Genomic DNA, 24,450 nt, shown 5'->3' on the forward strand with positions numbered 1-24,450 from the left:
AGACGATCATTGTCGACGTTGGGCGCCGCCCCTCATTGCCCTGCCGGGCACTTCTCCCCGAATAGGGACGGGGAGAAAGAGGACGGCCGCGACGCCGGCGTTCTTTTTGCAGCGCTGGTGATTGGCGAAACCGTCGATGTGAGCGCCCCTCTCCCCGTCACTATACGGGGAGAGGATGCCGGCAGGCAGGTGAGGGGCAGCGCAAACGTCAGCAGGTTCTGCGATATTGTTCAACCAAGCCTGGCGTCGAGCGATACTTTTATGGCGCCAAGTGCCTTGGAGACCGGGCATTCGGCCTTGGCCTTCTCGGCCAATTCCTTGAATTTCGCCGCATCGATGCCCGGCACCTTGCCGACCACGGTGAGGGCGCTGCCGGTGATGCCGGTGCCGGGAACCAGTGTCACCACCGCCCTGGCGTCGATCTCGGCGGCGGGCGTGCCGTTTTCGGCCAGGAAATGCGAGAACTGCATGGCGTAGCAGCCGGCGTGCGCCGCGGCGATCAGCTCTTCCGGATTGGTGCCGGATTTGCCGCTCTCATCCTCGAAGCGCGCCTTGAACGAATAGGGCGTGCCCTTCAGGGTTCCGCTCTGCGTATCGAGCGTGCCCTTGCCCTCTTTCAGATTGCCTTTCCAGACGGCGTCTGCGGTGCGGTCCATGAATTCCTCCTTGGTTGTCTTGGTGGGTGGTCGTGGTGGGTTGCCGGGGCTTGTGATTGGGGCTTGGCCCGGCGTCCGGTCAACTATAGCGCGTGCGGACGCGAAGGCCACTGCGCTCTTTGGACCACGATGGCGGTGGCTTCGATTCTTTTTTGAAAAAAGCGCGTGCAAAAATGTCGACTTTGATCTTCCTCGCCCGTCCTGCGGGCAGCCACGCAAGTGATGGCCGGATGGAGGATCACATGGATATGCTGTTTTGTGCGCATTGGAAGAAAGCCGGCCACGGAGCCGAGGCCGACTGGATGCACCAGCCCACGCCGGCGTTCGGCCGGTTTCTGGCGGCGGTTGCCATCATCGGGGTTGCGGTGTGCATTCTCGACCATGCGGCGGCGGGCAAGGACCGGATCGACACGCTCGTCGCCGCGACACAGCAAGGGAGCTCGAAATGAAATATGTTTGCCTGGTCTATGGCGAGGAAAAGGATCTTCACGCGCTGACCCCGGCAGGGTCGGCCAAGCTCAACGCCGATTCGCTTGCCTATGACCGATCGCTTGAGGAGAAAGGCTTGCTTGTCGTCGCCGAGGCGCTGCAATCGGTGACGTCAGCCAAAACCGTGCGCCGGCGCCAGGGCAAGCGGCTGGTCACCGATGGGCCCTTCACTGAGACCAAGGAGCAGTTGCTCGGCTTCGTCATGGTCGAGGCAAAGGATCTCGACGAGGCGCTGGACATTGCCGCGGGCATTCCGCTGGCCGAACTCGGCACGATCGAGGTCCGCGCCATCTACGACATACCGGGGTCATGATGCCTGCCATGCGTTGCGGTTATTTGGATCGGGACGGTCGGTTGAGCAAACGTGGTTTCATTTCGTGCGCAATTTTTGCGCGTTGAAGCAAGGCAGGAGTTCTCCTATCGTCGCCGGGATTTTGGGGGATTCGGCATGCCTTTCCTGATTGCTATCCTTGGCGCGTTGGGCGCGGCGGCGTTCTGGTGGTACCGGATGAAGGCGATGAACGAGGCGGCGCGTGACGTTGCCGATGTCATCGGTCGGGTCCAGGGCTCCGTGCGCCGCAAGAAGCTGCGCAAGCAGGCGGCCCTGTCGCCGCTGACCGCGATCGACGATCCGGTGGTGGCGGCGGCGACGCTGATCACCGCCATCGTTTCCGAGGATGGGCCCGTGCTGCCGAAGCGCGAGGCTGTCATTCGCGCGGTGATTTCCGAGATCGCCGACAAAAAGAAGACCGACGAGGCGGTGATCTACGCCAAATGGGCCGCGTCACAGATCGACGACGCCACGATCGTCATCGACAAGCTGGCGCCGTTCCTGCGCGAACGGCTCGACGTGGCCGAGCGAAACGATCTGCTGCAGATGATCAACCGCGCCGCGCAAGGCGGTGAGAAACGTCTTGAGATAGCCGACCAGCGCATATTGCGGCTGCGGCAGAAGCTCGGCTTCGAGGTCAATTAGGTGTGCTGACGTTCAGATGACGCTCGGCCTGACCTGTGTCAGATCGCCTCGCCTTTCAGCAGTCTTGGCGTGCTGGGGGACAGTCCAGACGCCTGACGGATAAAAAACTCCTTCAGGCGCGGCATGCGCTCGACCAGACCGAGCCCGATATCACGGACGGTGCGCAGCGGGCCGATGTCGTTGGAAAACAGCCGGTTCAGCACGTCCGTGGTGATGCCCATCTGCACGGTGTCGAAGCGCCGCCACTGCTGGTAGCGTTCGAGCACGTCGAGCGCGCCGATGTCCTGGCCGAGGCGGTCGGCCTCGACGATCACTTCGGCCAGCGCGGCGACATCCTTGAAGCCGAGATTGAGGCCCTGGCCGGCGATCGGGTGGATGCCGTGGGCGGCGTCGCCGGCCAGCGCTATGCGCGGCGCGACGAAGGCGCGCGCGATGGTCAGGCCGAGCGGCCAGGCGCGCGGCTTGTCCGCGACGCGGATCTCGCCAAGCTTCAGGCTGAAACGCTGTTCGAGTTCGTGCTCGAAGACGAGATCGTCACCGGCAACCAGCTTCTCGGCATCGGGCGTGCGCTCGACCCAGACGATCGACGAACGGTTGGTGCCGTCCTCGCCGGGCTTGAGCGGCAGCGTGGCAAACGGGCCGGCCGGCAGGAAATGTTCTTCCGCGCGGCCATTGTGCGGGCGTTCATGGGCCACCGTACAGACGATGCCGGACTGGCCATATTCCCACTTCACCGTCTTGATGCCGGCCATGTCGCGCAGCTTCGAGTTGACGCCGTCGGCGGCAACCAGCAGCCGGGTCTTCAGCGTCGCACCGTCGGCAAGATGCACAGTGATGCCGGCGCCGTTGGTCTCAAAACCCTGGACGGCGACGCCTTCGATGATGTCGATGCCGAGTTTCTCTGCGCTGGCCCGCAAGGCGCCGTTCAGTACCCGGTTGGCCACCATATGGGCAAAGGGTTCGCCCGGTGCGACCTCGCCGTCGAAGGTCAGGAAGACCGGGCGCACCGGATCGGAGGTGCGCGAATCGGTGATGATCATCTCGGTGATCGCCTGGGCCTGCGGCGCGATCTCGGCCCACACGCCGAGCTGGTCGAGCATGCGGCAGGCGGCGGCGGCGATGGCCGATGCGCGGCCATCCCTTTGCCAGGCGCCGGCGGGCGCGGCATCGACCAGAGCGACGGCAAGGCCCGGACGCGCCTGCTTCAGCGAGACGGCGCTGGCCAAGCCGACATAACCGGCACCGGCGACCAGAACATCGAGCCCGGATCTGTTTTTTGCGTCGGTCTTGCGTTCCATCTTCTTCGCTCCTTGCACGCCGACCGGGTCTTGCGCCCTTGACTGCCTGTCCGTCCTGTCGGAAACCGCCATAACACTTCTGCGGCAAGGGTGCGAAAATATGACGGCTGCCATGGACGAGCTTCTCGGCATTCTCGACCTCGAGAAGCTGGAACACAATCTGTATCGTGGTCGCAGCCCCTTGCTCGACTGGCAGCGCGTCTTCGGCGGACAGACCATCGCCCAGGCACTGGTGGCGGCACAGCGGACCGTCGACCCCGATCGCCACGTGCATTCGCTGCACGGCTATTTCATGCGGCCCGGCGACACCAAGGTGCCGATCGTCTACGAGGTCGACCGGATCCGCGACGGCGGCTCCTTCACCACGCGCCGCGTGGTGGCGATCCAGCACGGCCAGGCGATCTTTTCGCTGGAAGCCTCGTTCCAGCAGGATGAGGTCGGCCTCGAACACCAGGTGCCGATGCCGCAGGACGTCCCGGGGCCAGAGACACTGCTGTCGCAGCGCGAATTGCTGGGCAAATTCGGCGAGGCGGTGCCCGAAGGCATCAAGCGCTACTGGGAGCGCGACCGGCCGATCGAGATGAAGCCGGTGATGCTGAAGCACTACACCAGCCGCGAAAAGCTGGAGCCGAAGCAGAACATCTGGATCCGCACGACCGGTCCGGTGCCGGCGGATCGCGCTACTCAGGCGGCGGTGCTGGCCTATCTTTCCGACATGACGCTGCTCGACACATCGACCTTCGCGCATGGCCGCGCCATTTTCGATCGCGATATCCAGGCGGCGAGCCTCGATCACGCCATGTGGTTCCATCGCAGCCATGCGCTCGACGACTGGATGCTTTATACGCAAGACAGCCCGTCGACCCAGGGGTCGCGCGGCTTTACGCGCGGCTCGCTGTTTGCCCGCGACGGCACGCTGATCGCCTCGGTTGCGCAGGAAGGGCTGATCCGGCTCAAGCGATCGCCTGCAGAGTAGGCATTTTGAGAAAATTGCCTAATTTTTAAGCAGACGGTTTGCCGCCGTTGCGGGCACCTCGTCGCTTTGGCGGCCTCAATTCCTTTGTTTACAATGGGTTAACACCCTGCTTCGGCAATTGGCACGGAGCTTGAATCCTATCGGGCACTCTCCGGCTCCTTGGGTTCGGTGAAGTCGTGCAAACGCGGGGGACCGCAACAGCAAAGGGTGAAACCTTATGAAAATCGTGATGGCAATCATCAAGCCGTTCAAGCTCGACGAGGTGCGTGAAGCGCTTACCGCCGTCGGCATCCAGGGCCTGACCGTCACCGAAGTCAAAGGCTACGGGCGTCAGAAGGGACATACGGAAATCTATCGCGGAGCGGAATACGCGGTCAGTTTCCTGCCGAAGATCAAGATCGAAGTCGCGGTCAGTGCGGACGTGGTCGACAAGGCCGTCGAAGCCATCACCGCGGCCGCCAAGACCGGCCAGATCGGCGACGGCAAGATCTTCGTTTTCGGTATCGATCAGGCGGTGCGTATCCGCACCGGCGAAACAGACACCGACGCGCTCTGAGCGGCGAACACGTATTCCAATGGAGAGTTCAATGAATATTCCTTCCACCTTGAAGACGACGGGACGTGCCGCCCTTTTGGGCTCGCTCGCTCTCGCAGCATGGGGCACGGTCGCCGCCTTCGCGCAGGAAGCGGCTCCAGCCGCGGCCGCGGCTGCGCCGGCTGCCGCCCCCACCCCGGTGCTCGACACCGGCAACACCGCCTGGATGCTGACCTCGACGGCGCTGGTGCTGATGATGACCATTCCGGGCCTGGCGCTGTTTTACGGCGGCATGGTGCGCAAAAAGAACGTGCTCGCCACCATCATGCAGAGCTTTGCCATCACCTGCCTAGTGACGGTGCTGTGGTTCATGTTCGGCTATTCGCTGGCCTTCTCCGACGGCGGCGGCATGAATGCCTATCTCGGTGGCACCTCGAAATTCTTCCATCACGGCATCACCACTGCCTCGCTGTGGCTGCCGGGCGTCGCGAACATTCCTGAATTCGTCTTCTCGATGTTCCAGATGACCTTCGCCATCATCACCCCGGCGCTGATTGCCGGCGCCTTCGCCGAACGCTTCAAATTCTCGGCGCTGCTGATCTTCATGGCGCTGTGGCTGCTGGTCGTCTACGTGCCGATCGCGCATTGGGTCTGGGGTGGCGGCTTCCTCGGCACGGCTGGCGTGCTCGACTTCGCCGGCGGTACGGTCGTCCACATCAACGCCGGTGTCGCCGGTCTGGTCTGCGCGCTGGTACTCGGCAAGCGCGAAGGCTACGGCACCACCAACATGGCGCCGCACAACCTGGTCTACTCGGTGATCGGTGCTTCGCTGCTGTGGGTCGGCTGGTTCGGCTTCAACGCCGGTTCGGAACTGGCTGCCGACGGCCTCGCCGGTGCCGCCATGCTCAACACCCAGGTTGCCACCGCAGCGGCGGCGCTGGCCTGGATGTTCGCCGAATGGATCGTCGCCAAGAAGCCCTCCGTGCTCGGCATCATCTCGGGCGCCGTCGCCGGCCTGGTGGCGGTGACGCCGGCTTCCGGCTTCGTCAACCCGACCGGCGCCTTCATCGTCGGCATCGTTGCCGGCGTCGTCTGCTATCTCTCGGCGGTCAAGGTCAAGCACATGTTCGGCTATGACGACTCGCTCGATGCGTTCGGCGTGCACGGCGTCGGCGGCATCATCGGCGCCCTGCTCACCGGCGTGCTCGCCGATCCGGCGATCAACAGCCTGTCGTCGGGTGCTTCGCTGGGCAAGCAGATTTACGGCGTCGCCGTCACCATCGTGTGGACGGCTATCGCCACCTTCGTGATCCTCTACATCGTCAAGGCGCTGGTCGGCCTGCGTCCGACGACCCAGGAAGAGGTCGAGGGCCTCGACATCTCCCAGCATGGCGAAGTGGTGCCGTAAGGCCAGCTTAGCCAAGGGGCCGGCGGAACCCTCCTCCCGCCGGCCCCCTTATCTGCCTACGCAATTCCGAACGGAGAACCACCGCACATTTTCCTGGAATTGCCTTGAAGATCCCGTCGTGACGCTCCCGAAAGGAGGTCACGCATTGAGGCCCGGACACGTTCCGGGCCTCTTTTTTGGTACCACGCCGAGTTCTCTGCGAACCTGCAGGCGCTTGGCGCTGCCAACTGGCAGACGTCTTGATCGAGCCGAGGTTGGATCTTTCTGCCAACCAAACAATGGCGTGCCCGGTGCCCCGCCGCGAGGCCGCGCGTGGACAGGGCTTGAGCAGGATCTCCCGACAAGCCGTTCCGGCGGCAACTCTATCCGCCGGCGCCGTCGTCCATCATGGTGTTTGTCAGCGCCTCATAGGCGCTGCTGCATGTCTGGGAATGAGGGCAATTCCTGACAATCAGGACAGGCGCCACCGTCAGGACGGCTGCGATCAAAATCTGCAGGGCGAGCCCCAGCAATCCAAATCCCTTGCCGAAAAGACCCCTGTACAGAAAATACACGCCCTGCATCAGACAGGCGGTGGCGAGGGTGTGCAGCAGCGGGCCGGTCGCCCTGGCAAAAGGCGTCACGTAGCCATCCGGGAAGCCCACCATGCCGAGTTCGACGAACCAGTGCAAAGCGAGCAGGAGACTGAGCCCCGCCCAGCCAAGAACCGCCACGCGAAGGATGACAGATTGCATGCCTCAATCCACATTGGTGGCCCTGCGGCGACGTCACGGCCCGTTCTCAGGTCGCTTTCCTCGGGCAGCAAGCGGCTCAACCGGCGGTAACGAGGTTTGATCATCTCAACCTCTTATAGTTAATGCGCCCTTAACCTTCCCGCCGATAGTCTGAGATCCGAATCTGGTGGAGTGCGCCACGCACCCGCACGAAGCAATGACAGACGGGGATGAGCATGCGTTCAGGGGCTTCAGCACCGCTCGCGCTGGCCGATACGGGGCACGGCATCCAGGCGTTCGCGCGGCGCCAGGTCGGGCGGCTGGTCGGCGCCGGCCTGTTCGTGCTGGCCGCCTTCGGCGTCGCCAGCCTTGCCACCTGGAATGTCGCCGATCCGAGCTTCTCGCACGCGACGAACAACACCGTCACCAACGCCATGGGCTATGCGGGTGCTGTATTCTCCGACCTGGCCATGCAGTTCTTCGGCCTTGCCGCGGTTGCTGCGCTGGTTCCGACCGTGATCTGGGGCTTTCTGCTGTTTTCCGCGCGCGGCGTCGACAGGCTGCCCAGGCGCGGGCTTTCCTGGTTTGGTTTCGCCCTGCTCGCCGCGGCAATGGCCGGTTGCGTGGTGCCGCCCAAGACCTGGCCGCTGCCCACCGGCCTCGGCGGCGTGTTCGGCGACATGGTGCTGAAGATCCCCGGCGTTGTCATCGGCGGCTATCCGACCGGGCTGTTCGCCAGCATCATCGCCATCTTGCTGGCCGCACCCGCGCTCTGGCTCTTTGCCCACGGTTCGGCGCTGATCGGACGCAAGAACGGCTTCGCCGTGATGGAGGACGAGCCTGCCGTCGATCCGCGTGAGGACGACCTCTTGTTCGACAATGACGAGGATGAAGGCGACGAAGGCATTCTGGCGCTTGGCGCCATCACCCACTGGTGGCTGTCGCTGCGCGCCTGGATGCACCGCCGCGCCGTGCGCCGCAGGCAGGATCGGGAGGAGTACGAGCCGGAGATGGAGCCGCGCGCGAGCGGCTGGCGGCGCGCCGCCGAACGGGTCGAATCGGCCGAGTTCGCCGAATCGCGGATGAGCCCGGACGGTCGCGCCCGCGTTGAGCCCGAATTCTTCGCCGCCATGGTCAATGATCGCAGCATTTCGGTCGATCCGGATGATGACGATGTCTTCGGCGATCGCTTCGACAATGGCGAAGATGCCGATTTCGACGATGAGCCCGTCGTGCAACGCCGTTCGGTGCCGACCGCCAGGGTGCAGCCGTTCCGCTCCGATGCCGCCACCCGCGTCGAGGCGCCGGCTCCGCGTCCGACTCCGGGCGCCCGTGTCCAGCGCGAGGCGCAGACATCGCTGATCGGCTCGGAAAAATTCGAGATGCCGTCGCTGCATTTCCTGTCTGAACCGAAGAACGTGGTGCGCGATGCCAGCCTGTCCAAGGACGCGCTGGAACAAAATGCCCGCCTGCTCGAGGGCGTGCTGGAGGATTTCGGCGTCAAGGGCGAGATCATCGCCGTCCGCCCCGGTCCCGTCGTCACGCTCTACGAACTCGAGCCGGCGCCCGGCATCAAATCGTCGCGCGTCATCGGCCTGTCCGACGACATCGCCCGCTCGATGAGCGCCATCGCTTGCCGCGTCGCCGTGGTGCCGGGCCGCAACGCCATCGGCATCGAACTGCCGAACGCCAAGCGCGAAACCGTCTATCTCCGGGAGATCCTGGCCAGCCGCGACTTCGAAACGACGAAGGCCAAGCTGGCGCTGGCGCTGGGCAAGACCATCAATGGCGAGGCGGTCATCGTCGACATCGCCAAGATGCCGCACGTGCTGGTCGCCGGCACCACCGGCTCGGGCAAGTCGGTCGCCATCAACACCATGATCCTGTCGCTGCTCTACCGGCTGACGCCGCAGGATTGCCGGCTGATCATGATCGATCCGAAAATGCTGGAACTGTCGGTCTATGACGGCATTCCGCATCTGCTCACGCCGGTGGTCACCGATCCGAAGAAGGCGGTGGTGGCGCTGAAATGGACCGTGCGCGAGATGGAGGACCGTTATCGCAAGATGTCGAAGGTCGGCGTGCGCAACATCGATGGCTTCAACGCCCGTGTGCAGCAAGCCGACAAGAAGGGCGAAAAGATATCGCGCACCGTGCAGACCGGCTTCGACCGCCAGACCGGCGAGGCGATTTACGAGACCGAGAATCTCGACCTCGAGCCGATGCCCTATATCGTCGTCATCATCGACGAGATGGCCGACCTGATGATGGTCGCCGGCAAGGACATCGAAGGTGCGGTGCAACGCCTGGCGCAGATGGCGCGTGCCGCCGGCATCCATGTCATCATGGCGACACAGCGTCCGTCGGTCGACGTCATCACCGGCACCATCAAGGCCAATTTCCCGACCCGCATCTCGTTCCAGGTGACGTCGAAGATCGACAGCCGCACCATCCTGGGCGAGCAGGGCGCCGAGCAGCTGCTCGGCATGGGCGACATGCTCTACATGGCCGGCGGCGGCCGTATCCAGCGCGTGCACGGCCCGTTCGTCGCCGATGAAGAGGTCGAGAAGATCGTCGCGCATCTGAAGCTGCAGGGTGTGCCGGAATACCTCGATGCCATCACCGAGGACGATGGCGAGGACGACGACGAGCCGTCGGGCAAGGGCGGTTCCGGCGGTGGCGGCAGTAACAGCAATTTCGAGGATTCCGATGATCCTTACGATCAGGCGGTTTCCGTGGTGCTGCGCGACGGCAAGGCTTCCACCAGCTACATCCAGCGCCGGCTGGGCATCGGCTATAACCGCGCCGCCTCGATCATAGAGAAAATGGAGAAGGAAGGGATCGTCGGCCCGGCCAACCATGCCGGCAAGCGCGAGATCCTGGTGCCGACCGAAGAGGACAAGTTCTGACCGCGACCCTTATGACATCTCTTGTCTCGCAACCTTGAACCGTTCAGGGCGTTGAAGCGAATGAGGCCCGCCTGACCCGCCAAACTTCAGCCCAACTGGGGGTCCAAGCACTAGGGCAACTCAGGAATCAGATGAGAGTGACCGACATGAAAAACGATCCTTCAGCGCTCCGCAGTTTTGCTCCCACCCGGCGCCAGTTGCTCGGGGTCGGCCTGGGGTTTGCAGGAGCGGCAGCCTTCAACGTGATGCCCGGCTTCCAGTTGCTGGCTTCGGCGCAGGCGGCCGTGCCGCCAGCCGCACAGAAGATCGCCGACCATTTTTCCTCGGTCAAATCGATGAGCGGCGAATTCGTGCAGTTCGGCCCCAAGGGCGAGCAGACCGGCGGCAAGTTCTTCCTCGAACGGCCGGGCAAGATCCGCTTCAACTATGACGGCGCGTCAAATTTCCGGGTGATTTCAGACGGCAAGTCGGTGGTCATCCTGAACAAGAGGCTTAACACCTCCGATCTCTATCCGCTGTCGAAGACGCCGCTGAAGCTGCTGCTCGACGACAGGATCGATCTCTCCGGCGACCGCGTCAAAAGCGTCAAGCAGGAAGACGACCTCACCACCATCCAGCTCGCCGACAAATCGGTGTTCGGCAATTCGAAGATCACGATGATGTTCGATCCCAAATCCTACGAGCTGCGTCAGTGGACGATCACCGACGCACAGGGCAAGGACACGACGGTGATGATCTTCAACGTCAAGGAAGGCGTCAGCTTCGCCGCCGACACCTTCGCCATCGACTACAGCGCGAATCGCGAAGTCAACACCAAGGCGCGGTAGAGCAATTCCAGGAAATGCGTGAAACGGTTTTCCCGGGAAAAGCGCGTTGCGCTTTCCCTGGGGGAATTGCGTTAAAACAAAGAGATAGAGCGGCTCTGCGTTTCCGTGAAACGATGAACCGCCCCAGGACCAATCGCGTCAATAGCTGTGGAAAGCCCTGGGTCGCGCCTCGCCGGGCGGGGGCCGGCTTGTCTTTGCGGCTTGCGGCTGGCAGTTTCCCGGACTGACTCCGTCAAAAGGCGTCTTGCCCGCCAGGGCCTGTCGGTTCTGGCTGGCCATACGCTGTCCTGGATTGCCGAATGCCTTTTTCCATTGCCACCTGGAACATCAATTCCGTTCGCCTGCGCATGCCGATCGTCGAACGCCTGCTTGTCGAGCATGCGCCGGATGTGCTCTGCCTGCAGGAGACAAAGGTTCCGGACGAATTGTTTCCCGAAAAGGCGTTCCGCAAGCTCGGCTACGAGCACATCGCCTTCCATGGCCAGAAGGGCTACCACGGCGTCGCCACGGTGGCGCGGCGGCCGATCGAGGTGGTCGAAAGGCGCCGCTTCTGCGAGATCGAGGACAGCCGGCACCTGTCGGTGACGGTGCGGGCCGGCGGCAAGGCTATCCTGCTGCATAATTTCTACGTTCCGGCGGGTGGCGACGAACCTGATCCTGTCATCAACAGGAAGTTCAAGCACAAGCTCGATTTCGTCGCCGAGATGAATGCCATCCGTGCCGAGCATGACGAGGTGTCCGGCTCCGTCCTGGTCGGCGACCTCAACATCGCTCCGCTCGAACACGACGTCTGGTCGCACAAGCAGTTGCTCAACGTGGTCAGCCACACGCCGGTCGAAACGGAAAGCTTCGAGGCGATGCGGCTGGCCGGCAACTGGGTCGACCTGATGCGGCTCAATATTCCGCAGGAGCAGAAGCTCTACACCTGGTGGAGCTATCGCGCGCAGGACTGGCAGGCCTCGGACCGTGGCCGGCGGCTCGATCATGTCTGGTCGTCGCCAAATCTGGTGGCTGATTTTGCCGGCTACGAGATCCTGCGCCTGGCGCGCGGCTGGGAGCGGCCGTCGGACCATGTGCCGGTCATAGCGCGCTTCGATCTCGATTAAAGCTACGTCGCGGCCAAACCTCACCCCTAAGGTTCTGGCAGCGGGATGACCAGCTCATCGCTGCCGCTAGTCAGAGAAGCGGGGCGCCAGTTCCTCGATACGGCGGATCAGTGTCTGAAATTCCTCGGAGATACGCTGGTGGAGGTTCACCGCGATTTCTGGATATTCTTCCAGGATGCGGCGGAACATCTTGCGGCTGAGCCGTATCACTTCCGAATCGATTTCGGCCGACGCGCTGGTCAGCCGGTTGCTGTCGGCGATCAATGCCAGTTCGCTCAGGATCGCGCCGGGGCCGACCGAACGTATCGGGATGCGTTCGCCGTTCTGCTCTCGATAGAGCAGGATGCGCCCGCTGACCACGACATAGGCGGAATCGGCCTCGTCGTCCTCGCGGTAAAGCTTGTGGTCGGCAAGCAATATTGTGTTCTCGGCGCCGAAGGCGAGCAGACGCAACTGTTCCTGCGTGAAGCCCTCGAAGAGCCTCACGGCGGACAGGATGCGAATGTCGTCATCCAACGCCATCTAGCTGTGTCCCCGAACGGTCAGTCCATTCCCTCCCCTGCGATACGATCCACCACCCCCTCCAACTGGATCGTACCCGAATGCGGTCCCGCCCGGCCGCTGATTGGATAATGAAATGTTTAAGGAACCAGCTTGTAGCCACCGCTTTCTGTCACAAGAATTTCCGCATTGGAAGGATCGCGCTCGATCTTCTGGCGCAGCCTGTAGACGTGGGTTTCCAGCGTGTGCGTGGTGACGCCGGAATTGTAGCCCCACACCTCCTCGAGCAGCACGTCGCGTGTCACCACCTTCTGGTCGGCGCGATATAGATATTTGATGATCGAGGCCTCCTTCTCCGTCAGCCGCACCTTGCCGCCACGCGGGTCGATCAGCAGTTTCTGGCTGGGCTTGAAGGTGTAGGGCCCGACCGAGAAGGTGGCGTCCTCGCTCTGCTCATGCTGGCGCAATTGCGCACGGATGCGCGCCAGCAGCACGGCGAAGCGGAACGGCTTCGTCACATAGTCGTTGGCGCCGGCCTCGAGACCAAGGATCGTATCGGAATCGGTGTCGTGGCCGGTCAGCATGATGATGGGCGCCTTGTAGCCGCCCTTGCGCAGGATCTTCACCGCTTCGCGGCCATCCATGTCGGGCAGCCCGACATCCATGATGAGCAGATCGATGAGGCCGCCGCGCGCGGTGGCGACGCCTTTTGCCGCAGTCGATTCCTGCAGCACGTCGAATTCCTCGTAGAGGGACAATTGCTCGACCAGAGTGCCGCGCAGGTCGTCATCGTCGTCGACGATTAGAATGGTGCGTGAAGTCATGGATCAATCCGTTGTTTTGAAAAGAAAATTCAGTTGACCGCTGTCTCTTTATGCGGAAGCTGACCGGCACAACAGCCGATCACAGTGATTTGTTCCGTGGCACGATCATACAAGAAAAAACGCGATCGCAATGCAGCCGGCGCAAATTTGCGAAAAGGGCTGCGCGTGCTGACCGTGCGGGCGAGGCCCGGAAACCCGAGCCAGGGCCTGCTGCAGGCCGGCAGAACGGTGTTTGCCTGTGCGCTGGGGAGGGGCGGCATCTCGGCCGACAAGCGTGAAGGCGACGGCGCCACGCCGCTTGGCCCGATGCGGATCCTGTCGGGCTATTTCCGGGGAGATCAGTTCTCCGGCGGCCGCAAGACCCGTTTGGAGATGACGCCGATCGGGCCTGATCTGGGCTGGTGCGAGGTGCCTGACGACCGCAACTATAACAGGCCGGTCAAGATTCCCTATGGCGCCAGCCACGAACGCATGCGGCGCGACGACCGCCTCTATGACGCCTGCCTGGTCCTCGATTGGAACCTGGTGCCGCGCCGGCGTGGGCGCGGCAGCGCCATCTTCTTCCATCTGGCGCGGCCCGGCTTCACGCCGACTCAAGGGTGCGTGGCGGTGACGGCGCGCACGATGGCGCGGCTGCTGCCGCTGCTGTCGGACAAGACGGTGATGAGGGTAGTTAGGTAAGGGCCATTGATATTCAGGTGATGCCGGCCTGCAAATGACGATTTCCGCGCTTCCGGTGCTCAGGTACGTCAAGTACGCTCCGCTCCGGTTCTCGGGCCTGTCATTTTCGACTCGGCCTGACCTGAATCTCAACAGCCCTTTGAGCAATCAACCGTTCGGCCGGCGCGGTTTTTGCCAGCCGATGTCGAGCAGGCCCAGTCGGCCAAGCTCCCTATCCATGGCGCGGGCGACGTCACGGCGCTCGGCGCCGATGTCGCGCAGTTGGCGATCGGAGAGGTTCTCGACGTTCTGGTGGGCGATATCGTGGCGGCCGAGGCGTATGGCGACCCTGGCATGGCGAAACCAGTCAAGCGCCGCGCTAAGCCAGGCCGGCGTGGATACCGGCTCATTCAAAACAATGTGGGACATGGCGTGATCCGTTTCATCCGGATATCAAATCCGGTTTGATGGTGTTGCGATGGGTGCATGATGCCGTATTGAAATTTAAATGAGAAACGAGTAGTTCTTTCGAGATCATCAAGTTTTATTTGAGGATGGCATGTCCCGCCTTCTGCCTGGAACGCGAGCGCTGAGGACGCTGGAAGCCGCTGCCCGGCACCTCAACTTCACCCGTGCCGCCGACGAGCTCGGCCTGACGCCGGCTGCGGTCAGCCATCAGATCAAGGAGATCGAGGATCAGCTGGGCATCGTGCTGTTTACCCGCACCAGCCGCACCATCCGGCTGACGGCGGCGGGCACGGTGCTGTTCGAGGCCTCGATCGATGCACTCGACCTGCTTGGCCGGGCCGTCTCGCGGGCGCGCAAGCTGACGCGCGGTACGACACTGCTGAAGGTAACGCTCGACGCGCAGTTCGCGTCAAAATGGCTGATGCGGCGCGTCGACGATTTTCGCAGGCATCAGCCCAATATCGAACTCAGGTTCGACATCGCCTACGAGGTGCGGGATTTCGACCTCGACGACGTCGATGTCGGCATCCGGTTCGGCGTCGGGAAGTACCCGGGCCTTCGCGCCCATCGCCTGTTCGACAACATCATCATCCCGGTGTGCAGCCCGGGCCTGCTGACGTCAGGTCCGCCGCTGCGCGAGCCGCGTGACCTCTTCAACCACACGCTTGCCCATATCGAATGGGCGCGGCAAGGCGTGACATGGCCGAACTGGCGGATGTGGATGGCGGCGGCCGGCATCAACGATTTCGACGACAGCCGCACCATCGTGTTCAGGAACTCCACCGACGCCGTTCAGGCGGCGATCGAGGGCAATGCCGTCGCACTCGCCGACTTCGCCATGGTGGCAAACGACCTCTCCGAAGGCAGACTGGTGCAGCCCTTTGAACTCGGCCTGCGGGTGGGAGCCGAGTTCGCCTATTTCCTGGTCTATCCCGAGAACACGGCCGACGATCCGCGCATCGTCGCCTTTCGCGAATGGATACTCGAGGAAGTGGCAAAGACGTGAATTACGGAATAGGGCAGTGAGGCAGTGAGGCAGTGAGGATAGGCGTCGGTACCGCCTTCGCTTCCCCTATTCCCCTACTGCCCTATTCCCTTTTCATTCAGCCTGCCGCCGCGCCGAACCAGCCGATGACCACGCCGATGATCAGCAGCACGCCGAGCCAGTGGCCGCCGTCGATGAGGGTCAGGTCCCAGCCGAAATCCTGATAGCGATGGTTGACCGAAAGCGTCGTGGCGACGAAGCCCAGCCAAAGCACGAAGCCGAAGACAAGTCCGGCGAGCAATGACGGCTCGCCGCCGGTCATCGCGCCGACCACTAGGGCCATTATGTAGGCCATGATCAGTTCAGCGATGAAGCTGATGACGAAGGGCAGTGGCGATTTCTTCATCGTTGCGGGATCAAGCTTGGCGGCTTTCAGCCACGGCTTGCTCAGGCCCATGTACCAGGCGGCGCCGAACAACCATGCGACGATGGCGGCGGCGATCACCGCCAGCCAGTTCACTGCTTCAAAATCCATGACTTCCCCCTCCGATGCCGATCTGATGGAACGCCTGTTCGGCGATGGCGTCAAGCAAACCGCCAGACGGTGGTGCGCTTGATCAGGGAATCCTCCAATGCCCGGGTGACGGCCACTTCATAGACCGCCAGCGATTCCAGTCCCGCCTTTGGCATATACGACCGGCCGGGATCGCCGACGAGGATCTCGGCGCCGCGCGCCTTCAGCGTCGCGAACCACGGCATCAGCCGGTTGGCGAAGGAATTGTCGTAGAAAACATCGCCGGCCAGGATCACATCCCAGCCCGCATCGGTGCCGATGCAATCGATGCCGAGGAAGTCGATCCCGACATCGTTGGCCTGCGCATTGAGGCGGATCGCGGTTGCACAGAACGGATCGATGTCGGTTGCGATCACGCCGGCGGCGCCAGCCTTGGCCGCGGCAATGGCGACAAGGCCGGAGCCGGAAGCGAAGTCGAGCACGCGCTTTCCCCGAACCGCAGCCGGATTGTCGATGATGTGGCGGGCAAGGCCCTGGCCGCCGGCCCAGGCAAAGGCCCAGAAGGGCGGCGGCAGGCCGATCTCGACCAGCTCATCCTCCGTCCGCTGCCACAAATCATGCGCCTCGTCGGCAAGATGAAGCAGGATTTCCGGCACATGCGGCGGCGCCACCAGCGCCGTGTTGTCGAGGATGAATTGTTTCGCGCTGTCTGGCGTAAGCGCCGTCACGGAGCGGGTGTCAGGCCGCCCATGCGGCAGACTTCCTTCCATTCGGCCGGTGTCACCGGCTGCACGGAAAGCCGCCCGAGCCGCACCAGCGCCATTTCGGCAAGCTTGGGATTGGCCTTGACCTCTTCCAGCGTCGGCGGGCTCGGCACGTCCTTGAAGGCACGGATGTCGACGCATTCCCAGCGCGGGTCGTCGGTTGTGGTGTCGGGATGGGCAAGCGCGCAGACTTCGGCGATGCCGACCACGTTCAGCCCCTCGTTGGAATGGTAGAAGAAGCCGAGATCGCCGATCTGCATGGCCTTCATGTTGTTGCGCGCGGCATAGTTGCGCACGCCGTCCCATTGCGTGCCGGCCTTGCCCTTCGCCTTCAGCGCCTCGAAGGAGAAGACCGAGGGTTCGGATTTGAACAGCCAGTAGTTCATTTCTTTCGCTCCTCCTTGCGGGTCATCACCCAGCGACCGGAATTAACTAGCCGCCGGCTTGTTGAACGTCCAGTTCCACTGGCGAATTTCGACGCTGTCGAACAGCCCGGCCTTGGCGTACGGGTCGGCGGCCGACAAGGCCTGCGCTCCGGCAAGGTCCGGCGCCTCGACGACGACGAGGCTGCCATTGGGCTTGCCTTCGGCGTCAAGGAAGGGACCGGCGAAAGCCAGTTTCTTGTCGCCGTTCAACTCTTCGAGAAAGGCGATATGCTCGGGACGCGTGTCGAGGCGCACCTGCAGGCTCCCGGGCTTGTCCTTGCAAATCAAAGCAAACAGCATGGTCTTTCTCCTGGTCGTGGGATCGATGTTGTGGGGATCAATCGTTGGTTTCGGTCTTGAGCGGCCGGGTCATCAAGGCTGTCACAGCCTGCCGGATGGTGATGGTGCCGTCCAGTATGGCCGCCACGGCGGCAATGATCGGCGCGTCGATGCTTCGCTCGGTGGCGATGCGGGCGGCGATCGCCGCTGTCGGTACGCCCTCTGCCAGCGCCAATCCGGCAAGCGGCTTGCCTTGCCCGAGCGCCAGCCCGTAGGCGAAGTTGCGCGACTGGGTCGATGAGCAGGTGAGCAGCAGGTCGCCAAGGCCGGACAGGCCCATCAGCGTTTCGGGCCTGGCGCCGAAGGCGGCACCGATGCGCCGCAGTTCGACGAAGCCGCGCGTCACCATGGCGGCCTGGGCACTGGCGCCGAGCCCGGCCCCGGTGACAGCACCTGCGGCAATGGCGAAGACGTTCTTCAAGGCGCCGCCGATCTCAACGCCGATGAGGTCGTCGCTCGAATAGCAGCGCAGATTCTCCGCCGAAAAGCGGGCGGCGAGGTCCGCGGCCAATGCCTCGTCGCGGGCGGCCACGACCACCGCCGTCGGCAGGCCCCTGGCGACATCGGCGGCGAAGCTTGGACCCGACAGGGCGGCGACCGGATTTTGTGGCAGGATCTCGCCGACGATCGCCGACAGCAAGGCGCCGGTGTCGCGCTCTATGCCCTTGGCGCAGAGGACGAGCGGAATATCGGCAGGCACATGGCCTTTCGCGACCGCCAGCATTGCCCGCAGCGATTGCGCCGGCGTCACCGCCAGCACGCAATCGGCGCCAGTGAGTGCCGCGTTGATGTCGCTCGTCGCGTCGATGCCGGGCGCGATGGCGATGCCCGGCAGATAGCGCGGGTTCTCGCCGCGATCGATCGCGGTGACGGTTTCGGGGTCGCGGGCGAACAACCGCACCGAATGGCCGGCACGCAGCATGGCCAGCGCCAGCGCCGTGCCCCAGGCGCCACCGCCAAGCACGCTGACGCGCCAGCCGCTTTTGCCCGGTTTTTCCTTGCCTTGGCTGTTCATCTCCCGGCCATTCATGCCTTGGCTCCGCGCCGGCCGGAGCCGACCATCGGCGTCGAGATGCTGTCCAGCGGCCAGCGCGAGCGCGGCACAAAGTCGAAGCCGTTTTCCTCCGCCATGCCTTCGCGCAACCGCTCGATGCCCGCCCAGGCGATCATCGCCGCATTGTCGGTGCAAAGTTTCAGAGGTGGCGCGACGAAGGTGAAACCGGCCTCGTCACACTGCCGCTCCAGTGTCGCCTTGATGGTGAGGTTGGCGGCAACACCGCCGGCAACCACAAGGGCCGGATTTTTGGTGCCGGGAAACGTCTCGCGAAAGCGCGCCAGCGCACGCGCGACACGGTCGGCCAGCGCATCGGCCACCGCTGCCTGGAACGAAGCGCAGATGTCGGCGACATCCTGGTCGCTCAAGGGCGCAATGGCTGTCGCCGCCTGGCGTACGGCGGTCTTCAGGCCGGAAAAGGAGAAGTCGGGCTGGGCCGAGCCTTTCATCGGACGCGGAAAGGCAAAGCGCGAGGCATCGCCGGTTTGGGCAGCCTTCTCGACATTCGGTCCGCCGGGATAGGGCAGGCCGAGCATCTTGGCGGTCTTGTCGAAGGCTTCGCCGAGCGCATCGTCGATGGTGGTTGCCCAGCGCTGATAGTCGCCGACGCCGCGCACGGCGAGGATCTGCGTGTGGCCGCCGGAGACCAGCAGCAGCAGATAGGGAAAATCGAGCCCGTCGGTCAGTCTTGCGGTCAAGGCATGGCCTTCGAGGTGGTTGATGGCGATCAGCGGCTTGTTCGCCGCCGCGGCGATCGCCTTGGCGGTCATCAGCCCGACAATCAGCCCTCCGACCAGACCGGGGCCGGCAGTGGCTGCGATCGCATCGATATCGGCAAGTGCTGTGCCCGAATCGGCAAGAGCTGCCTCGACGATACCGTCCAGCGCCTCGACATGGGCGCGCGCCGCGATCTCCGGCACGACGCCGCCAAAGGCGGCATGCTCCTCGATCTGGCTGAGCACGATGTTGGACAGGATTTTTGGCGCAGCGTCACCGTCCAGCGCCACGACGCTGGCAGCGGTCTCGTCACAACTCGTCTCAATGCCCAGAACGCGGATCAATTCGTCGCTGTCCCTAGAGATTGTCTGTCGGCGCTTTCCCCATTAGGAGAAAGCCCGGAAAGGCCTCGGTCTGCCCGGGGGTTATCACGGACTGCACGCCATGCAAACAATCTTGAGAATCGGAACACGTGGCAGCCCGCTGGCGCTGGCACAGGCGCATGAAACGCAGGCGCGGCTGATGGCCGCGCACGGCATGCCGTCGGAGGCGTTCGAGATCGTCGTCATCTCGACCAGCGGCGACCGGATCCAGGACCGGCCGCTGTCGGAGGCCGGCGGCAAGGGCCTGTTCACTAAGGAGATCGAGGAGGCGCTGCTGGCGGGCCGGATCGACATCGCCGTGCATTCGTCGAAGGACATGCCGACGCAACTGCCCGACGGTCTCGAACTCAGCGCCTTCCTGCCGCGCGAGGACGCGCGCGACGCCTTTATCGGCAAGGCGGCGAAGACCATCGCCGACCTGCCGCATGGAGCGAAAGTCGGCTCGTCATCGCTGCGGCGGCAGGCGCTGATCCGGCGGATGCGGCCGGATCTCGACGTGGTGATGTTCCGCGGCAATGTGCAGACGCGCCTACGCAAGCTTGATGAAGGCGTCGCCGCCGGCACCATCCTGGCCTATGCCGGGCTGAAGCGGCTCGGGCTCGACCAAGTCGTCACCGACCTGATGCCACTCGACATCTTTCCGCCGGCGCCGGGACAAGGCGCGATCTGCATCGAAACCCGCATCGGCGATGGGGACGTCGAAAAGATGCTGGCGGCCATCCATGATGCGCCGACTGGCCAGGCGCTCGGCTGCGAGCGCGCCTTCCTGGCGGCGCTAGATGGTTCCTGTCGCACGCCGATCGCCGGCTATGCGGCGATCGAGGCCGGAAAGCTGTCCTTCGCCGGGTTGATCATCTCGCCCGACGGCACGCAGTCGCACACGGTCGAGCTCAAGGGACCGGCGCAGGATGCTGCCCGCATCGGCCAGGAAGCCGCCCGGACAGTGCGGGCGAAGGCCGGCGAAAAGTTCTTCGACGGCTGGCTCTGAAATGTTTCGCGTCCTGGTGACGAGACCGGAACCGGGTGCCTCGCGCACGGCACAGCGGCTTCAGGAGACTGGGTTCCAGCCGATCGTTCTGCCCTTGACCGAAACGGCGGCGTTGCCGGTCGATGCCGGACAGCTTCCAGGCGATGCCATCGCGGTGGCCATCACCAGCGCCAATGCCGTACGGTTTGCGCCCAGGGAGCTCATCGCGGCGCATGCCGGCCTGCCCTGCCATGCCGTGGGAACAAGGACGGCGGAAGCCGCACGCAAAGCGGGGTTCTTGTCGGTCAGCGAAGGTTCGGGCGATGCCGGGGCCCTTGCCGACAGTCTTGCGGCGCATTTTTCGGGGAAGACCGTCGTCTATCTCTGTGGACGCGTGCGCTTTCCGGTGTTCGAACTCAGGCTGAGGTCGACAGGTGTCCAGGTCCATGACGTCGAGACATATGACACGCTCGCGGTGGGTTATTCCGACGAAGCCATCCTCGAGCGCCTGTCCGGCCAACCCGCCGATGCGGTGCTGCTTTATTCAGCCAAGGCGGCCGCCGCGATGCAGGTCCTGATCAGACGGCCCGCTCTGCAAGGGCTCTTTGAAAAGACAAGATTTTTTGCCCTTTCCACGCGCATTGCGGCAGTGCTTGACGGCACTGCCAATGAAAGAATTCGCATTGCCGCACAGCCCGACGAGGATACGCTGCTGGCGCTTTTGCGGGCGCGGCCCTGAGCCGCGTCATCACACCGCCCCTTTTCACCGCTTGGTGATGTGCTAGACCATTTTCTGAACCATCATGCGCCGCCAGGCGTTGAGACGAAGCGAATTGTGCGGAGCCCAAGCATGGTCAAGACGCCGAAGATGCGACACTCGAAAGGCCGCCGTGAGCCGGTGACCATCGATCTCGAGCCTGGCGCGGTCTCGCGCATCGCCGACGAGGACGCTGCAAAGCCCCAGGCCGGCACCGAAGAGGCACCAGAGGAGGCCGTCTCGCAAGCCGAGGTCCCCGAAGAACCGGTGCATGCCGACCAGACCGATCTCGAGCCCTGGGAGCATGCCGACGCCCAGGCCGAATCGGAGCAGCCAGAGGCAGCCAAGGGCGCCAGCGAAGCTGAACCTGCCTATCCCGGAGCGTCCGAGGCGCCGGCCAACAAGACCAAAGCCTTCGACTACAATTTCGAGGATGCGTCGGCGAAGCGCTCCCAGGCCGACGACAACAAGGCGAGAACCGAGACACGGGACGACAGAATGGCGCCAACACCACCGGCAAAGCGTAGCGGCCTCAATGGCATTGCCGCCGGCATCATAGGCGGCGTCATCGCGCTGGTCGGCGCGGGTGGCCTGCAATATGCCGGGCTGCTCGGCGCGCCGGGGTCCGGTTCCGGCGTATCGCTCGACGGCGTCAACAGCGAGATCGCCGCGCTGAAGAGCGAAATCGCCGGCCTGAAAGAAACGGGCGGCAACACCGACGCGTCGGCCAAGGTCGATGGCCTGTCGGCGGCGCTGGATCAGGTCAAGACAGATGTCGCGGCGCTGAAGTCGGCGGTCGAATCCGGTGGAGCGGGCGACACTGCCGGGCTTGCAGCGCTTGGCGACAAGATCAAGCAGATCGAAACCGCGGTCGCCGCCCTAGGTAAGGCCGGCGGCACGGCGCCGGTCGATCTCGGCCCGCTCAACGAAAAGCTGGCTGGTCTCGACGCGCAGGCAAAGTCAGCCGGCGAAGCGAGGACGGCGCTGGATGGCCGGCTCACCGCGTTGGAGCAGTCGGTGTCGCAGCTTTCCGGCAAGGTCGAGGCGGCGGCGGGACAGCCAAAGATCGCGCTCGCCATCGCCGCCTCGGCGCTCAAGTCCGCGCTCGACCGTGGCGCGCCATTCTCGGCCGAACTCGAAACCTTTGCCGCGATCTCGCCGGATGCGCCGCAGCTTGCGACACTGCGCACCTATGCTGAAAAAGGCGTGCCGACCCGCGCCGAGATCGCATCGCAAGCGGATGCCGCGGCCAATGCCATGGTCGCCGCCGCAACGCCTGTCGACGAGAATGCCGGCTTCCTGCAGAACCTTTTGTCGAGCGCCGAATCGCTGGTCAAAGTCCGGCCGATCGGCGCCGTCGAAGGTGCCGGTGCGCCGGAAACCGTCGCGCGCATGGAGGTGGCGGTCAGCCAGGGCGACTATGCCAAGGCGCTCATCGAGTATGGCACGCTGCCCGAAGCCGTGAAGGCCGCCGGCGCCGACTTTGCCGGCAAACTGAAAGCACGCATCGAGGTCGAAACACAGGTCGACGCGCTGATCTCCGGCGCGATGAAGGCATGAGGGCAACACCATGATCCGCCTCTTGGCCTTCCTCATCGTCGTCTTCGCGCTCGGCCTCGGTTTTGCCTGGTTGGCCGACCGGCCTGGCGACATGGTCGTCACCTTCAGTGGCTACCAATACCAGGTCAGCCTGATGGTGGCGGCAGTTGCCGTCGTTGCCGTCGTTGCCGCGGTGATGATCTTCTGGTGGTTGGTCAAGTCGCTGTGGAACAGCCCCTACACCATCTCGCGCTATTTCCGCGTGCGCCGCCGCGACCGTGGCTATCAGGCGCTGTCGACCGGCATGATCGCCGCCGGCGCCGGTGACGGCGCGCTGGCTCGCAAGAAAACCAAGGAAGCGGCCAAGCTGATCCGCTCCGACCAGGAGCCGCTGATCCATCTGCTCGAGGCGCAGGCGTCGCTGCTCGAAGGCGATCACGAAGGCGCGCGGCAGAAATTCGAGAGCATGCTCGACGATCCCGAAATGCGGCTGCTCGGCCTGCGCGGGCTCTATCTCGAGGCCGAACGGCTCGGCGACCGCAACGCCGCCAGGCACTATGCCGGCCGTGCCGCCGTGATGGCACCGCAACTGGCCTGGGCGGCCGAATCGACGCTGGAAGAATTGACCGCACGCGGCGACTGGGACGGGGCGCTGAAACTTGTCGACGCGCAGAAGTCGACACGGCAGATCGAACGCGATGCCGCCAACCGCCGCCGTGCCGTGCTGTTGACCGCCAAGGCGCAGGCGCTTGCCGGTAGCGATCCGACTGCCGCCAGAACCGCGGCGATCGAGGCCAACCGGCTGCGGCCGGACTTCGCCCCCGCCGCCGTTGCCGCCGCCGCCGCGCTGTTCAAGCAGAACGACGTGCGCAAGGGCTCGAAAATCCTCGAGACGGCGTGGAGGGCCGAGCCGCATCCTGAGATCGCCGAGCTCTATACACATGCACGGCCGGGCGATGCGGTGCTCGACCGCCTCAACCGGGCGAAGAAGCTGCAGGAGATGAAGAAGAACCACGCCGAGTCGTCGATGACGGTGGCGCGCGCAGCACTTGACGCGCTGGATTTTTCGACCGCCCGCCGCGAGGCCGAGGCGGCGATCAGGATGGACCGCCGCGAGGGTGCCTATCTGCTAATGGCCGACATCGAGGAGGCCGACACCGGCGACCAGGGCAAGGTGCGGCAGCTGCTTTCCAAGGCGGTACGGGCGCCGCGCGATCCGGCCTGGGTCGCCGACGGTGTCGTTTCGGAGCGGTGGGCGCCGGTATCGCCGGTCACCGGCCGGCTCGACGCCTTCGAGTGGCGTGCGCCGATGGAGCGGCTCGGCCAGCTGATCGAGAGCCATGATGCTGCACCGTCCGCCCCCGCGCCGGTCATCCAAGCGCTGGCAAAGCCGGTGAGCGAGAGGCCGGTCGAGGTGATCGATGACGCCGGCGGCGAGATTTCTGCGGGCAAGGATGCTGAAGGCCGCGAGGAAGATCACGTCCGGCCGATCACGGCCGCCGCCTTCGCCGAGGTGCCGGCCAACGCCGAAGTCGTCGAGCCGGCCGAGGAGCATGCGCGGCTGCCGGACGATCCCGGCGTCGATCCGGACGAGGAAGCGGAAAAATCGCCGCGCCGGTTTCGGTTGTTTTGAGTTGGGCCGGCCGTGAGAGCCGTTGGG

Annotated in this window: 27 protein-coding genes; 15 read left to right on the forward strand and 12 right to left on the reverse strand. The window is 64.1% G+C overall.

Annotated elements, in window-relative coordinates; translation table 11 throughout:
- Positions 1 to 230: 230 nt before the first annotated feature.
- Positions 231 to 656: an OsmC family protein gene (locus AC0ZT5_RS16800; RefSeq protein WP_488497331.1), complete on the reverse strand. Its 426-nt coding sequence runs from the start codon at positions 654 to 656 to the stop codon at positions 231 to 233.
- A 119-nt stretch (positions 657 to 775) separates the two neighbouring features.
- On the opposite strand from AC0ZT5_RS16800, the gene AC0ZT5_RS16805 reads away from it, so the two are divergent.
- The 3 genes from AC0ZT5_RS16805 (at position 776) to AC0ZT5_RS16815 (ending at position 2,121) form a co-directional block, all read left to right on the forward strand.
- Entirely contained in the window at positions 776 to 1,105 is a 330-nt protein-coding gene (locus AC0ZT5_RS16805) for a hypothetical protein (RefSeq protein WP_488497332.1), read from the forward strand.
- The gene (locus AC0ZT5_RS16810; RefSeq protein ID WP_477284494.1) at positions 1,102 to 1,458 is read left to right on the forward strand and encodes a YciI family protein; all 357 of its coding nucleotides are present in this window, start codon (positions 1,102 to 1,104) and stop codon (positions 1,456 to 1,458) included. The genes AC0ZT5_RS16805 and AC0ZT5_RS16810 overlap by 4 nt, the downstream gene beginning before the upstream one ends.
- Before the next feature lie 135 nt (positions 1,459 to 1,593).
- Positions 1,594 to 2,121 (forward strand): hypothetical protein, encoded by a 528-nt coding sequence (locus tag AC0ZT5_RS16815; RefSeq protein ID WP_184872573.1) that lies wholly within the window; start codon positions 1,594 to 1,596, stop codon positions 2,119 to 2,121.
- A 38-nt stretch (positions 2,122 to 2,159) separates the two neighbouring features.
- On the opposite strand, the gene AC0ZT5_RS16820 is transcribed toward AC0ZT5_RS16815, so the two are convergent.
- Positions 2,160 to 3,419, reverse strand: coding sequence for a ubiquinone biosynthesis hydroxylase (locus AC0ZT5_RS16820; protein WP_488497333.1), 1,260 nt, complete (start codon positions 3,417 to 3,419; stop codon positions 2,160 to 2,162).
- A gap of 100 nt (positions 3,420 to 3,519) precedes the next feature.
- On the opposite strand from AC0ZT5_RS16820, the gene tesB reads away from it, so the two are divergent.
- The 3 genes from tesB to AC0ZT5_RS16835 all read left to right on the forward strand — a co-directional run bounded on the left by tesB (position 3,520) and on the right by AC0ZT5_RS16835 (position 6,338).
- Positions 3,520 to 4,395, forward strand: coding sequence for an acyl-CoA thioesterase II (gene tesB, locus AC0ZT5_RS16825; protein WP_477284498.1), 876 nt, complete (start codon positions 3,520 to 3,522; stop codon positions 4,393 to 4,395).
- Between the two features lie 217 nt (positions 4,396 to 4,612).
- Complete coding sequence (locus AC0ZT5_RS16830) at positions 4,613 to 4,951, forward strand: P-II family nitrogen regulator (protein ID WP_095084051.1); 339 nt, start codon at positions 4,613 to 4,615, stop codon at positions 4,949 to 4,951.
- Between the two features lie 31 nt (positions 4,952 to 4,982).
- Positions 4,983 to 6,338, forward strand: a complete 1,356-nt coding sequence (locus AC0ZT5_RS16835) for an ammonium transporter (protein ID WP_477227559.1) — start codon at positions 4,983 to 4,985, stop codon at positions 6,336 to 6,338.
- A 362-nt stretch (positions 6,339 to 6,700) separates the two neighbouring features.
- On the opposite strand, the gene AC0ZT5_RS16840 is transcribed toward AC0ZT5_RS16835, so the two are convergent.
- Positions 6,701 to 7,072, reverse strand: coding sequence for a hypothetical protein (locus AC0ZT5_RS16840; protein ID WP_488497334.1), 372 nt, complete (start codon positions 7,070 to 7,072; stop codon positions 6,701 to 6,703).
- 215 nt (positions 7,073 to 7,287) lie between these two features.
- Here AC0ZT5_RS16840 and AC0ZT5_RS16845 point away from each other — a divergent pair, with 215 nt between their 5' ends.
- From AC0ZT5_RS16845 to AC0ZT5_RS16855, 3 genes are all read left to right on the forward strand, one after another.
- Positions 7,288 to 9,960, forward strand: coding sequence for a DNA translocase FtsK (locus tag AC0ZT5_RS16845; protein ID WP_488497456.1), 2,673 nt, complete (start codon positions 7,288 to 7,290; stop codon positions 9,958 to 9,960).
- A 146-nt stretch (positions 9,961 to 10,106) separates the two neighbouring features.
- A complete protein-coding gene (locus AC0ZT5_RS16850) occupies positions 10,107 to 10,787 on the forward strand; it encodes an outer membrane lipoprotein carrier protein LolA (RefSeq protein WP_488497457.1) in 681 nt (226 codons plus the stop codon).
- A gap of 299 nt (positions 10,788 to 11,086) precedes the next feature.
- Positions 11,087 to 11,893, forward strand: coding sequence for an exodeoxyribonuclease III (locus AC0ZT5_RS16855; RefSeq protein WP_477284504.1), 807 nt, complete (start codon positions 11,087 to 11,089; stop codon positions 11,891 to 11,893).
- A 66-nt stretch (positions 11,894 to 11,959) separates the two neighbouring features.
- Here the strand turns inward: AC0ZT5_RS16855 and AC0ZT5_RS16860 are convergent, their stop codons facing one another.
- The gene (locus AC0ZT5_RS16860; protein WP_488497335.1) at positions 11,960 to 12,415 is read right to left on the reverse strand and encodes a Crp/Fnr family transcriptional regulator; all 456 of its coding nucleotides are present in this window, start codon (positions 12,413 to 12,415) and stop codon (positions 11,960 to 11,962) included.
- A 119-nt stretch (positions 12,416 to 12,534) separates the two neighbouring features.
- Positions 12,535 to 13,218: a response regulator transcription factor gene (locus tag AC0ZT5_RS16865; RefSeq protein ID WP_023760937.1), complete on the reverse strand. Its 684-nt coding sequence runs from the start codon at positions 13,216 to 13,218 to the stop codon at positions 12,535 to 12,537.
- A 147-nt stretch (positions 13,219 to 13,365) separates the two neighbouring features.
- Here AC0ZT5_RS16865 and AC0ZT5_RS16870 point away from each other — a divergent pair, with 147 nt between their 5' ends.
- Positions 13,366 to 13,899 (forward strand): L,D-transpeptidase family protein, encoded by a 534-nt coding sequence (locus AC0ZT5_RS16870; RefSeq protein WP_488497458.1) that lies wholly within the window; start codon positions 13,366 to 13,368, stop codon positions 13,897 to 13,899.
- Positions 13,900 to 14,046: 147 nt separating this feature from the next.
- On the opposite strand, the gene AC0ZT5_RS16875 is transcribed toward AC0ZT5_RS16870, so the two are convergent.
- A complete protein-coding gene (locus AC0ZT5_RS16875) occupies positions 14,047 to 14,307 on the reverse strand; it encodes a hypothetical protein (protein ID WP_488497336.1) in 261 nt (86 codons plus the stop codon).
- Between the two features lie 130 nt (positions 14,308 to 14,437).
- Between AC0ZT5_RS16875 and gcvA the strand changes: the two genes are divergently transcribed.
- On the forward strand, positions 14,438 to 15,352 hold the full coding sequence (gene gcvA / locus AC0ZT5_RS16880; RefSeq protein WP_488497337.1) for a transcriptional regulator GcvA: 915 nt from the start codon (positions 14,438 to 14,440) through the stop codon (positions 15,350 to 15,352).
- A 97-nt stretch (positions 15,353 to 15,449) separates the two neighbouring features.
- Here the strand turns inward: gcvA and AC0ZT5_RS16885 are convergent, their stop codons facing one another.
- From AC0ZT5_RS16885 to tsaD, 6 genes are read right to left on the reverse strand one after another with little or no spacing between them, the layout of a single operon-like run.
- Positions 15,450 to 15,866 (reverse strand): DUF1761 domain-containing protein, encoded by a 417-nt coding sequence (locus AC0ZT5_RS16885; RefSeq protein ID WP_488497338.1) that lies wholly within the window; start codon positions 15,864 to 15,866, stop codon positions 15,450 to 15,452.
- A gap of 50 nt (positions 15,867 to 15,916) precedes the next feature.
- Entirely contained in the window at positions 15,917 to 16,615 is a 699-nt protein-coding gene (locus AC0ZT5_RS16890; protein ID WP_488497339.1) for a class I SAM-dependent methyltransferase, read from the reverse strand.
- A complete protein-coding gene (locus AC0ZT5_RS16895) occupies positions 16,570 to 16,995 on the reverse strand; it encodes an EVE domain-containing protein (RefSeq protein ID WP_488497340.1) in 426 nt (141 codons plus the stop codon). The genes AC0ZT5_RS16890 and AC0ZT5_RS16895 overlap by 46 nt, the downstream gene beginning before the upstream one ends.
- A gap of 42 nt (positions 16,996 to 17,037) precedes the next feature.
- Entirely contained in the window at positions 17,038 to 17,334 is a 297-nt protein-coding gene (locus AC0ZT5_RS16900; protein WP_477284515.1) for a YciI-like protein, read from the reverse strand.
- 37 nt (positions 17,335 to 17,371) lie between these two features.
- Positions 17,372 to 18,403 (reverse strand): NAD(P)H-dependent glycerol-3-phosphate dehydrogenase, encoded by a 1,032-nt coding sequence (locus AC0ZT5_RS16905; RefSeq protein WP_488497341.1) that lies wholly within the window; start codon positions 18,401 to 18,403, stop codon positions 17,372 to 17,374.
- A complete protein-coding gene (gene tsaD / locus AC0ZT5_RS16910) occupies positions 18,400 to 19,488 on the reverse strand; it encodes a tRNA (adenosine(37)-N6)-threonylcarbamoyltransferase complex transferase subunit TsaD (protein WP_488497342.1) in 1,089 nt (362 codons plus the stop codon). Before tsaD ends, AC0ZT5_RS16905 begins: the two co-directional genes overlap by 4 nt.
- A 100-nt stretch (positions 19,489 to 19,588) precedes the next feature.
- Here tsaD and hemC point away from each other — a divergent pair, with 100 nt between their 5' ends.
- The 4 genes from hemC to AC0ZT5_RS16930 all read left to right on the forward strand — a co-directional run bounded on the left by hemC (position 19,589) and on the right by AC0ZT5_RS16930 (position 24,423).
- A complete protein-coding gene (gene hemC, locus AC0ZT5_RS16915; RefSeq protein WP_488497343.1) occupies positions 19,589 to 20,515 on the forward strand; it encodes a hydroxymethylbilane synthase in 927 nt (308 codons plus the stop codon).
- A gap of 1 nt (position 20,516) precedes the next feature.
- Positions 20,517 to 21,233 (forward strand): uroporphyrinogen-III synthase, encoded by a 717-nt coding sequence (locus AC0ZT5_RS16920; protein ID WP_488497344.1) that lies wholly within the window; start codon positions 20,517 to 20,519, stop codon positions 21,231 to 21,233.
- 111 nt (positions 21,234 to 21,344) lie between these two features.
- A complete protein-coding gene (locus tag AC0ZT5_RS16925; protein WP_488497345.1) occupies positions 21,345 to 22,811 on the forward strand; it encodes a COG4223 family protein in 1,467 nt (488 codons plus the stop codon).
- Between the two features lie 10 nt (positions 22,812 to 22,821).
- Positions 22,822 to 24,423, forward strand: a complete 1,602-nt coding sequence (locus AC0ZT5_RS16930; protein WP_488497346.1) for a heme biosynthesis HemY N-terminal domain-containing protein — start codon at positions 22,822 to 22,824, stop codon at positions 24,421 to 24,423.
- Positions 24,424 to 24,450 lie beyond the last annotated feature (27 nt).

It is taken from the genome of Mesorhizobium sp. CNPSo 4670, assembly GCF_057784235.1.

Coding starts and splice junctions, on each gene's coding strand:
- AC0ZT5_RS16800 (WP_488497331.1), bottom strand. CDS start 656: ATGGACCGCACCGCAGACGCCGTCTGGAAAGGCAATCTGAAAGAGGGC.
- AC0ZT5_RS16810 (WP_477284494.1), top strand. CDS start 1,102: ATGAAATATGTTTGCCTGGTCTATGGCGAGGAAAAGGATCTTCACGCG.
- AC0ZT5_RS16815 (WP_184872573.1), top strand. CDS start 1,594: ATGCCTTTCCTGATTGCTATCCTTGGCGCGTTGGGCGCGGCGGCGTTC.
- AC0ZT5_RS16820 (WP_488497333.1), bottom strand. CDS start 3,419: ATGGAACGCAAGACCGACGCAAAAAACAGATCCGGGCTCGATGTTCTG.
- tesB (WP_477284498.1), top strand. CDS start 3,520: ATGACGGCTGCCATGGACGAGCTTCTCGGCATTCTCGACCTCGAGAAG.
- AC0ZT5_RS16830 (WP_095084051.1), top strand. CDS start 4,613: ATGAAAATCGTGATGGCAATCATCAAGCCGTTCAAGCTCGACGAGGTG.
- AC0ZT5_RS16835 (WP_477227559.1), top strand. CDS start 4,983: ATGAATATTCCTTCCACCTTGAAGACGACGGGACGTGCCGCCCTTTTG.
- AC0ZT5_RS16840 (WP_488497334.1), bottom strand. CDS start 7,072: ATGCAATCTGTCATCCTTCGCGTGGCGGTTCTTGGCTGGGCGGGGCTC.
- AC0ZT5_RS16845 (WP_488497456.1), top strand. CDS start 7,288: ATGCGTTCAGGGGCTTCAGCACCGCTCGCGCTGGCCGATACGGGGCAC.
- AC0ZT5_RS16850 (WP_488497457.1), top strand. CDS start 10,107: ATGAAAAACGATCCTTCAGCGCTCCGCAGTTTTGCTCCCACCCGGCGC.
- AC0ZT5_RS16855 (WP_477284504.1), top strand. CDS start 11,087: ATGCCTTTTTCCATTGCCACCTGGAACATCAATTCCGTTCGCCTGCGC.
- AC0ZT5_RS16860 (WP_488497335.1), bottom strand. CDS start 12,415: ATGGCGTTGGATGACGACATTCGCATCCTGTCCGCCGTGAGGCTCTTC.
- AC0ZT5_RS16865 (WP_023760937.1), bottom strand. CDS start 13,218: ATGACTTCACGCACCATTCTAATCGTCGACGACGATGACGACCTGCGC.
- AC0ZT5_RS16875 (WP_488497336.1), bottom strand. CDS start 14,307: ATGTCCCACATTGTTTTGAATGAGCCGGTATCCACGCCGGCCTGGCTT.
- gcvA (WP_488497337.1), top strand. CDS start 14,438: ATGTCCCGCCTTCTGCCTGGAACGCGAGCGCTGAGGACGCTGGAAGCC.
- AC0ZT5_RS16885 (WP_488497338.1), bottom strand. CDS start 15,866: ATGGATTTTGAAGCAGTGAACTGGCTGGCGGTGATCGCCGCCGCCATC.
- AC0ZT5_RS16890 (WP_488497339.1), bottom strand. CDS start 16,615: ATGGAAGGAAGTCTGCCGCATGGGCGGCCTGACACCCGCTCCGTGACG.
- AC0ZT5_RS16895 (WP_488497340.1), bottom strand. CDS start 16,995: ATGAACTACTGGCTGTTCAAATCCGAACCCTCGGTCTTCTCCTTCGAG.
- AC0ZT5_RS16900 (WP_477284515.1), bottom strand. CDS start 17,334: ATGCTGTTTGCTTTGATTTGCAAGGACAAGCCCGGGAGCCTGCAGGTG.
- AC0ZT5_RS16905 (WP_488497341.1), bottom strand. CDS start 18,403: ATGAATGGCCGGGAGATGAACAGCCAAGGCAAGGAAAAACCGGGCAAA.
- hemC (WP_488497343.1), top strand. CDS start 19,589: ATGCAAACAATCTTGAGAATCGGAACACGTGGCAGCCCGCTGGCGCTG.
- AC0ZT5_RS16920 (WP_488497344.1), top strand. CDS start 20,517: ATGTTTCGCGTCCTGGTGACGAGACCGGAACCGGGTGCCTCGCGCACG.
- AC0ZT5_RS16925 (WP_488497345.1), top strand. CDS start 21,345: ATGGTCAAGACGCCGAAGATGCGACACTCGAAAGGCCGCCGTGAGCCG.
- AC0ZT5_RS16930 (WP_488497346.1), top strand. CDS start 22,822: ATGATCCGCCTCTTGGCCTTCCTCATCGTCGTCTTCGCGCTCGGCCTC.